Raw genomic sequence first — 6,281 nt, 5'->3', positions numbered from 1 at the left:
GGGGAGAAGAGGGGGCGAGGGGCTGGTCAGGAGGCGACGGCCACCCGGGAGTCGAGCCCGTCCGGGCCCCATTGGACGGCCGCCTGGGGGCGGCTGCTCAGGCGCTACACAGGACGCTGGCGAGGCGGCACAGGTCGATGTGCAGCCGGGCCACGAGCAGGACGCTCTTCTCGGAGAACTTCACGGGTCGCTTCAACATCGGGGTACGGATCAGGCGTTCCCGATCCTTCGCATGATCTATATCACATTGGTCGGGAATCAGCGATATGCCGGGAAAACGGCGTAGGAAGGGTCAGCGGAGGGTGCGGCGGCGCGACCGCGTCAGCACGCGGACGGTGCCGACCACCCCGAGGCCGATCAGCACGACCGGGATCAGCGTGGTGGGGTGCAGGATCGGCCCGTCGGTCAGGCCGTCCGCGAGGAAGAGCCCCGCGAGGGCGAGGAAGAACAGCCCGGTGAGAGGCCCGGCCGGGTCGAACCGGCGGCGCTCGGCCTTCGGGGCGGGGACGGTCTGCGGGACGTCGTCGTCCCAGCCGGGTGCGGGGCGCTCAGACACGGTCCACCTGCACGTCTCCCACCTTGCCCCGTATCCGCAGGACGATCTCCGGCGGGTTCTTGGCCGGCTTCCCATCGGGCTCCATGACCTCGACGGCCTTGGCGTTGGGGCCGCTGATCGTCCGCTGCCCCACGCGCAGGTCGCCGAGCATGAGCCGCGCGTCCAGCACGACGCGGGCGGTGCGCGGCACCGTGACCTTCAGTTCGCCGAGCAGCACCTCGGCGTTGACCGTGACGCGCTGCCCGCGCGGGACGGGCAGCGCGGTGAGGTCGAGCGCGCCCTTGCCGACCGCGACCTTGTACTCCTGGAACGAGCGGCCCGCGTCCACGGGGCGCCACTCCACGTCCCCGTACTTGGCGTTGCGCGGCGCCTCGGCGGCGACGGACGTGGTCAGCAGCGCCAGGGTGAGGACGGTGCCCGTCGCGGCGAGGCCGCGCGTCCGGAACCAGCCGCCGGCCAGCAGGCCGAGGCCGACGACCGCGAGCGCGGGCGCCATGACGATCATCCAGGAGTCCGGCGCCGGGTAGCCCCGGGCCACCGGGATCATCGCGGCGCCGGCGGCCATGGCGGCCAGCAGCGAGATCGAGGCGACCGGCGAGTGGCGCCGCTGTCGCGCGGGCGTCCCGGCCGGCGGCCCGGGATAGGGCGCGGCGGTCGCGCCCGGCGCGGGGTCGGTCAAGGGGGGCTCGGTGGCGGTCGACCGGCTCCCGTACGCGGCTAGGTCGACCATGCCTTCGGGCAGCCCGCCGCCCGTCCCGGCGGGGACGTCCTTGTCCAGCGAGATGCCGCCGCCCGTGGGCGTGTCGGCGGGCCGGCGCGCCGCGTACGGCTGCGGCGGATGCCCCACCAGCCGCTCCGGGACGGACCGGGCGACCGAGACCAGGTCCACGCCCCGCGCGTGGGAGATCAGCAGCACCAGCCCGAACACCACCACGATCGCGATCGCGTCCGTGGAGACGCCGCCGAACACGCTTCCCACGACGCCCAGGCACAGCAGAGCGCCGAGGATCGTCAGCACGGCCGGGGCGTCGAACCAGCGCCGGAGCAGCTGCTCGACCCGTGACGACTCGCCGGGACGGCTCGGCATCAGCAGCGCCGCCGCGATGTAGAGGATGACCCCCTGCCCGTGCGTGAGGACGAGGAGCCCGAAGCCGACCCGGTAGACGACCGGGTCGATGCCGGTGTAGCGCCCGAGGCCCGTGCATACCCCGGCGAGCACGCGGCGTTCGGGGTCGCGGGCCAGCCGCCCGTAGCCCGGCCCTGCCGGGTCCTGCGCTCCGATGGTCGCCTTCTGCTGCTCGCCCATGGTCACCATCCTGACGCGCGGCGTCGCGGCGCGGTATCCGGGACGTCCCTGACTCGACCCTGAACGGAACCAGGGTGGCGCCCTGATGCGGTGCCGGACGGGTCGTGTGACCATCCTTATGTGCGGCGGAGCCGCTGGGGGTCTGGGGGTCCGCCCCCAGGGGCAACACCAACGTGGGGGAATGCGAGGGATCATGGAAACGGCGGCGGTGACCGAGCGGCCGGGCGCCGCGCCGCGGCTGGAGCGCGCCGCCGACGGCCGGCTCCTGGCCGGGGTGTGCCGCGGCCTGGCCCGGCATCTCGGCGTGGACGTGCTGATCGTCCGCGCGGCGTTCGTGCTGCTGGTGACGGCGAGCGGTCTCGGCTTCGCCGCGTACGGCGCGTTCTGGGTGCTGGTTCCGCGGGTGCAGGCGCCCGAGGTGGCCGTGAAGTCCGGCCGGGGGCGCGACTGGGGGCAGCTGCTCGCCTACTCGGCGGTCGCGATCGGGCTGTCCGCGCTGCCGTGGGGCGCCGGGATCGTGCAATGGGCGCTGTGGCCGTTCATCGTCTGCGGGGTCGGCGCCGCGATCCTGTGGCAGCAGGCCGACCGCGACCAGCGGCAGCGGTGGGTGCTGCCGCTCCGCCAGGTGTGGCTGCGCAGCGTGCTGGGCCTGCTGCTGGTCGTCGGCGGCATCGGCGGCTTCGTCGCGCAGAAGGTGGACGCCGGGCACGCCCGCTCCGTCATCATCGCCATGCTGATCATCCTCACCGGGGTGGCGGTGATCGTCACGCCGTGGGTGGTGCGGCTCTGGCAGGACCTGGACGCCGAGCGGCACGAGCGCATCCGCTCCCAGGAGCGCGCCGAGCTGGCCGCGCACATCCACGACTCCGTGCTGCACACGCTGACGCTGATCCAGCGGAACGCGCACGACACCCGCGAGGTGCAGCGGCTCGCCCGCTCCCAGGAGCGGACGCTGCGCACCTGGCTGTACCAGCCGCGCGCCGACCCCGACCAGACGTTCGCCGCCGCGATCAGGGAGACCGCCGGGGAGGTGGAGGACGACCACGGCGTGCCGATCGAGGTCGTCTGCGTCGGCGACACCGCGCTGGACGAGCGGCTCGCCGCCACGCTCCAGGCCGCGCGGGAGGCGATGGTCAACGCCGCCAAGTACGCCGAGGCGCCGTCCGTCTCGGTGTACGCGGAGGTGGAGGGCGACGCGATCGCCATCTTCGTCCGCGACCGCGGCAAGGGATTCGATCTCGATCAGGTCCCGGATGACCGGATGGGCGTCCGGGGGTCCATCATCGGACGTATGGAGCGCAACGGCGGCAAGGCGACGGTCCGCACCGCGCCCGGCGACGGCACCGAGGTGCGTTTGGAGATCAAGAAGTCGTGAGCGAGGCGATGACGAGGGTCGTGCTGGTCGACGACCACCAGATGTTCCGGACCGGGGTCAAGGCGGAGCTCGGCGGCGGCGTCGAGATCGTCGGCGAGGCGGGGGACGTCGACGAGGCGGTGGCGGTGATCAAGGCGGCGGAGCCGGACGTGGTGCTGCTGGACGTGCACCTGCCCGGCGGCGGGGGCATCGAGGTGCTGCGCCGCCTCCAGGGCGCCGTCCGGTCCCGGTTCCTCGCCCTGTCGGTGTCGGACGCGGCGGAGGACGTGATCGGCGTCGTCCGGGGCGGGGCGCGCGGCTACGTCACCAAGACCATCTCCGGGCCGGAGCTGACCGACGCGATCGGACGGGTCGCGGACGGCGACGCGGTGTTCTCGCCGCGGCTCGCGGGCTTCGTCCTGGACGCGTTCGCCGCCAGCGACGTGCCGGCCGTCGACCCGGAGCTGGACCAGATCACCCAGCGGGAGCGGGACGTGCTGCGGCTGATCGCGCGCGGCTACGCCTACAAGGAGATCGCCAAGGAGCTGTTCATCTCGGTCAAGACGGTCGAGACGCACGTCAGCAGCGTCCTGCGCAAGCTCCAGCTGTCCAACCGGCACGAGCTGTCGCGCTGGGCCGCCGCCCGCCGGCTCGTCTGATCCCGGACGGGCCGCCCGGGGGCGCGCATGCCACGGTCGGGGCGTCCCTGTGAGCAAATCGTAATGTCCGTTTTTCGGGCGTCATGATCACACTTGTCTGGGCGATATGGGACAGTCGCTCCTCATGACCTATCCGTCTGATCCCGGCCATCCGGGAAACGATCCGCACGGGGGCCCGCCCATGCCCCCGCAGTCGTCCTATCCGCCGCCCATGCCGGGGGGTGCGCCGCCGCCCATGCCGGGCGGGCCGTCCTACGGCTCCGGGCAGCAGTCGAACGACGGCAAGACGAACGGCCTGGCGATCGCCAGCCTCGTCACCGGCCTCCTCAACTGCTTCTTCCTCCTCGGGGCCGTCCTCGGCGTGATCGCGCTCCGCCAGATCGGGCAGCGCGGCGGCAAGGGCAAGGGCATGGCCATCGCCGGCATCGCCCTGTCCTGCATCTGGGCCGTGGGCAGCGTGACCCTCACCATCATGCTCTTGAGCTCCGACTCCGACGACGGCAAGAGCGGCGACAAGATCACGCTGCCGAAGACCTCGACCAAGCCGAAGTCCGTCGACGCCAAGAAGATGAAGCTCGGCGACTGCATCAACGACAACTCCGGCGCCTCCGCCTCGACCAGCGCACCGGTGGAAGTGGAGAGCGTCAAGGTCGTCTCCTGCACCGGGCCGCACGACGGCGAGGTCCTGGCCGTCTTCAGGCTGAGCGGGCTCTTCCCGAGCGAGCGGGAGATGAGCCAGAAGGCGTCGGCCGGATGCAAGCTGCGGGTGAGCGCGCGCCTCAACCGGGACCCGGCCGCCAGGAGCCTCGCGACCTCGTACTACTACCCGACCGCGGAGTCGTGGACCCAGGGCGACCGCGCGGTCACCTGCGTGGCCGTCCACGCCACGGAGGGCAAGAAGCTGACCCGCCGGGTCCACGCCTGACGATCCGCACCGTCCCGCGCGCTGGGCGGCCGGCCCGCCGCCCGGTCCAGGGACGGCCCGCCGGCGTCCGGGGGGCGATCAACCGTCACGGGCCGATCAGTAGTCACGGAGCGTGTAGCCGTTGGTGACCTCGGAGACGTCCGGGAGCTGGAGCGCGGCCATCTCCGCCGCCTCCGCGGCGCTCGCGCCCCCGTCGAACTCCTTGCGCATGTCCGCCACGTTCTTCAGCGCGAGATCCTGGTTGGCCACCACGAAGCCGCGCAACTCGTCCTCGTAGGCGGCGAACGCCTTGCGGTGGTCGCCGTCCGCCGCCTTCAGCTCGCCCGCCAGCACGTACGCGCCGACCATGGCCATGCTGGTGCCCTGGCCGGACGCGGGGGAGCCGCAGTAGCCGGCGTCGCCGAGCAGTGCGACCCGCCCCCGCGACCAGGCGTCCATGCGGATCTGCGCGATCGCGTCGAAGTGGAAGTCGGGCGCGTCCCACATCGTGTCCACCAGCCGGGGAAACTCGCCGGGCGCGTCGGCGAAGTGGCTCGCGAGCAGCCGCATCTGGGACGCGACGTCGCGGGGGTCCTGGCCCGCGGGCCAGGCGGCGGCGTGGAAGCCCATGTAGACGCGGGCCTCGCAGTTGCCGCGGACGCTCATCACCAGCGCGCCCCACGGCCGCCCCTCCATCTGGAAGACCGTCTCCCAGCGGTCCAGGCCGAGGACGTTCGGCGCCGTCCACACCCCCAGGTAGGCGCCGAGGTGGTGCAGGAAGTCCCCTTCCGGGCCGAACACGAGCCGCCGCGTGTTGGAGTGCAGGCCGTCCGCGCCGACCACCAGGTCGAACGTGCGGGTGGCGCCGTCATGGAAGATCACCCGCACCTCGTCCTCGTCCTGCTCCAGCCCCGCGATCGAGTCGTCGAACAGGTACTCGACGCCGTCGCCCCCGGCGGCGACCAGCAGTTCGGCGAGGTCGTCCCGCAGGATCTCCACGTCCGGGCCGTCCAGGTCTCCGCCGCTCGCGGTGCGCTCGGTGCTGCGGAGCACCTCGGTCTTCCCGTCCGGGCCGATCACCGACATCCCCGCCAGGTCCGTGCTCAGCCGCCGGACGTCGCCGAGCACCCCCATCCGCTCGGCGACGTCGATCGCGGGGCCCCGCACGTCGATCGCCTGCCCGCCCGGGCGCAGGCCCGGCGCCCGCTCGACGACCGTGACCTCGAACCCGTACCGGTCGAGCCAGTACGCCAGGGCCGGGCCCGCGATGCTGGCGCCGGAGATCAGGACTCTCGTGTTGCGCATCAGGTGCTCCTCCAGGTCGTTCCTCGTCTTCCCTGAAGGCTCACCGCCCGCGCTGACAGGACGCTGACGGCCCACGCACGGCCCCGCCGAGCCCTGATGTCCGGCTGATACGCCCGGAGGCCCCGCAGGTACGCCGCCCTGCGGAAGGGGCGGCGGTGCGGGACGGGGCGGCGGTGCGGCTGTCTCTTATACACATC

Annotated in this window: 7 protein-coding genes; 3 read left to right on the top strand and 4 right to left on the bottom strand. The window is 72.8% G+C overall.

From position 1 onward, the window contains the following. Positions 1-97: 97 nt before the first annotated feature. The 3 genes from E1298_RS51625 to E1298_RS42665 all read right to left on the bottom strand — a co-directional run bounded on the left by E1298_RS51625 (position 98) and on the right by E1298_RS42665 (position 1,862). Entirely contained in the window at positions 98-199 is a 102-nt protein-coding gene (locus E1298_RS51625) for a putative leader peptide (protein ID WP_341770700.1), read from the bottom strand. Positions 200-292: 93 nt separating this feature from the next. Further along, complete coding sequence (locus tag E1298_RS42670) at positions 293-556, bottom strand: hypothetical protein (RefSeq protein WP_131903085.1); 264 nt, start codon at positions 554-556, stop codon at positions 293-295. Then, positions 549-1,862, bottom strand: coding sequence for a PspC domain-containing protein (locus tag E1298_RS42665; protein ID WP_165975929.1), 1,314 nt, complete (start codon positions 1,860-1,862; stop codon positions 549-551). Before E1298_RS42665 ends, E1298_RS42670 begins: the two co-directional genes overlap by 8 nt. A 181-nt stretch (positions 1,863-2,043) precedes the next feature. Here E1298_RS42665 and E1298_RS42660 point away from each other — a divergent pair, with 181 nt between their 5' ends. From E1298_RS42660 to E1298_RS42650, 3 genes are all read left to right on the top strand, one after another. Next, a complete protein-coding gene (locus E1298_RS42660) occupies positions 2,044-3,237 on the top strand; it encodes an ATP-binding protein (protein WP_207945180.1) in 1,194 nt (397 codons plus the stop codon). Positions 3,238-3,245: 8 nt separating this feature from the next. Continuing rightward, on the top strand, positions 3,246-3,875 hold the full coding sequence (locus E1298_RS42655) for a LuxR C-terminal-related transcriptional regulator (protein WP_131903086.1): 630 nt from the start codon (positions 3,246-3,248) through the stop codon (positions 3,873-3,875). Between the two features lie 124 nt (positions 3,876-3,999). Then, complete coding sequence (locus E1298_RS42650; RefSeq protein ID WP_165975928.1) at positions 4,000-4,800, top strand: DUF4190 domain-containing protein; 801 nt, start codon at positions 4,000-4,002, stop codon at positions 4,798-4,800. A 96-nt stretch (positions 4,801-4,896) separates the two neighbouring features. Here E1298_RS42650 and E1298_RS42645 read toward each other — a convergent pair whose 3' ends face one another. Next, positions 4,897-6,084: an FAD-dependent monooxygenase gene (locus E1298_RS42645; protein ID WP_131903082.1), complete on the bottom strand. Its 1,188-nt coding sequence runs from the start codon at positions 6,082-6,084 to the stop codon at positions 4,897-4,899. Positions 6,085-6,281 lie beyond the last annotated feature (197 nt).

The organism is Actinomadura rubrisoli, from assembly GCF_004349215.1.
In the GTDB taxonomy this organism is placed as follows: domain Bacteria; phylum Actinomycetota; class Actinomycetes; order Streptosporangiales; family Streptosporangiaceae; genus Spirillospora; species Spirillospora rubrisoli.
Note: the sequence above shows the minus strand (reverse complement) of the source record. Positions and strands in the feature narration are given on the sequence as shown.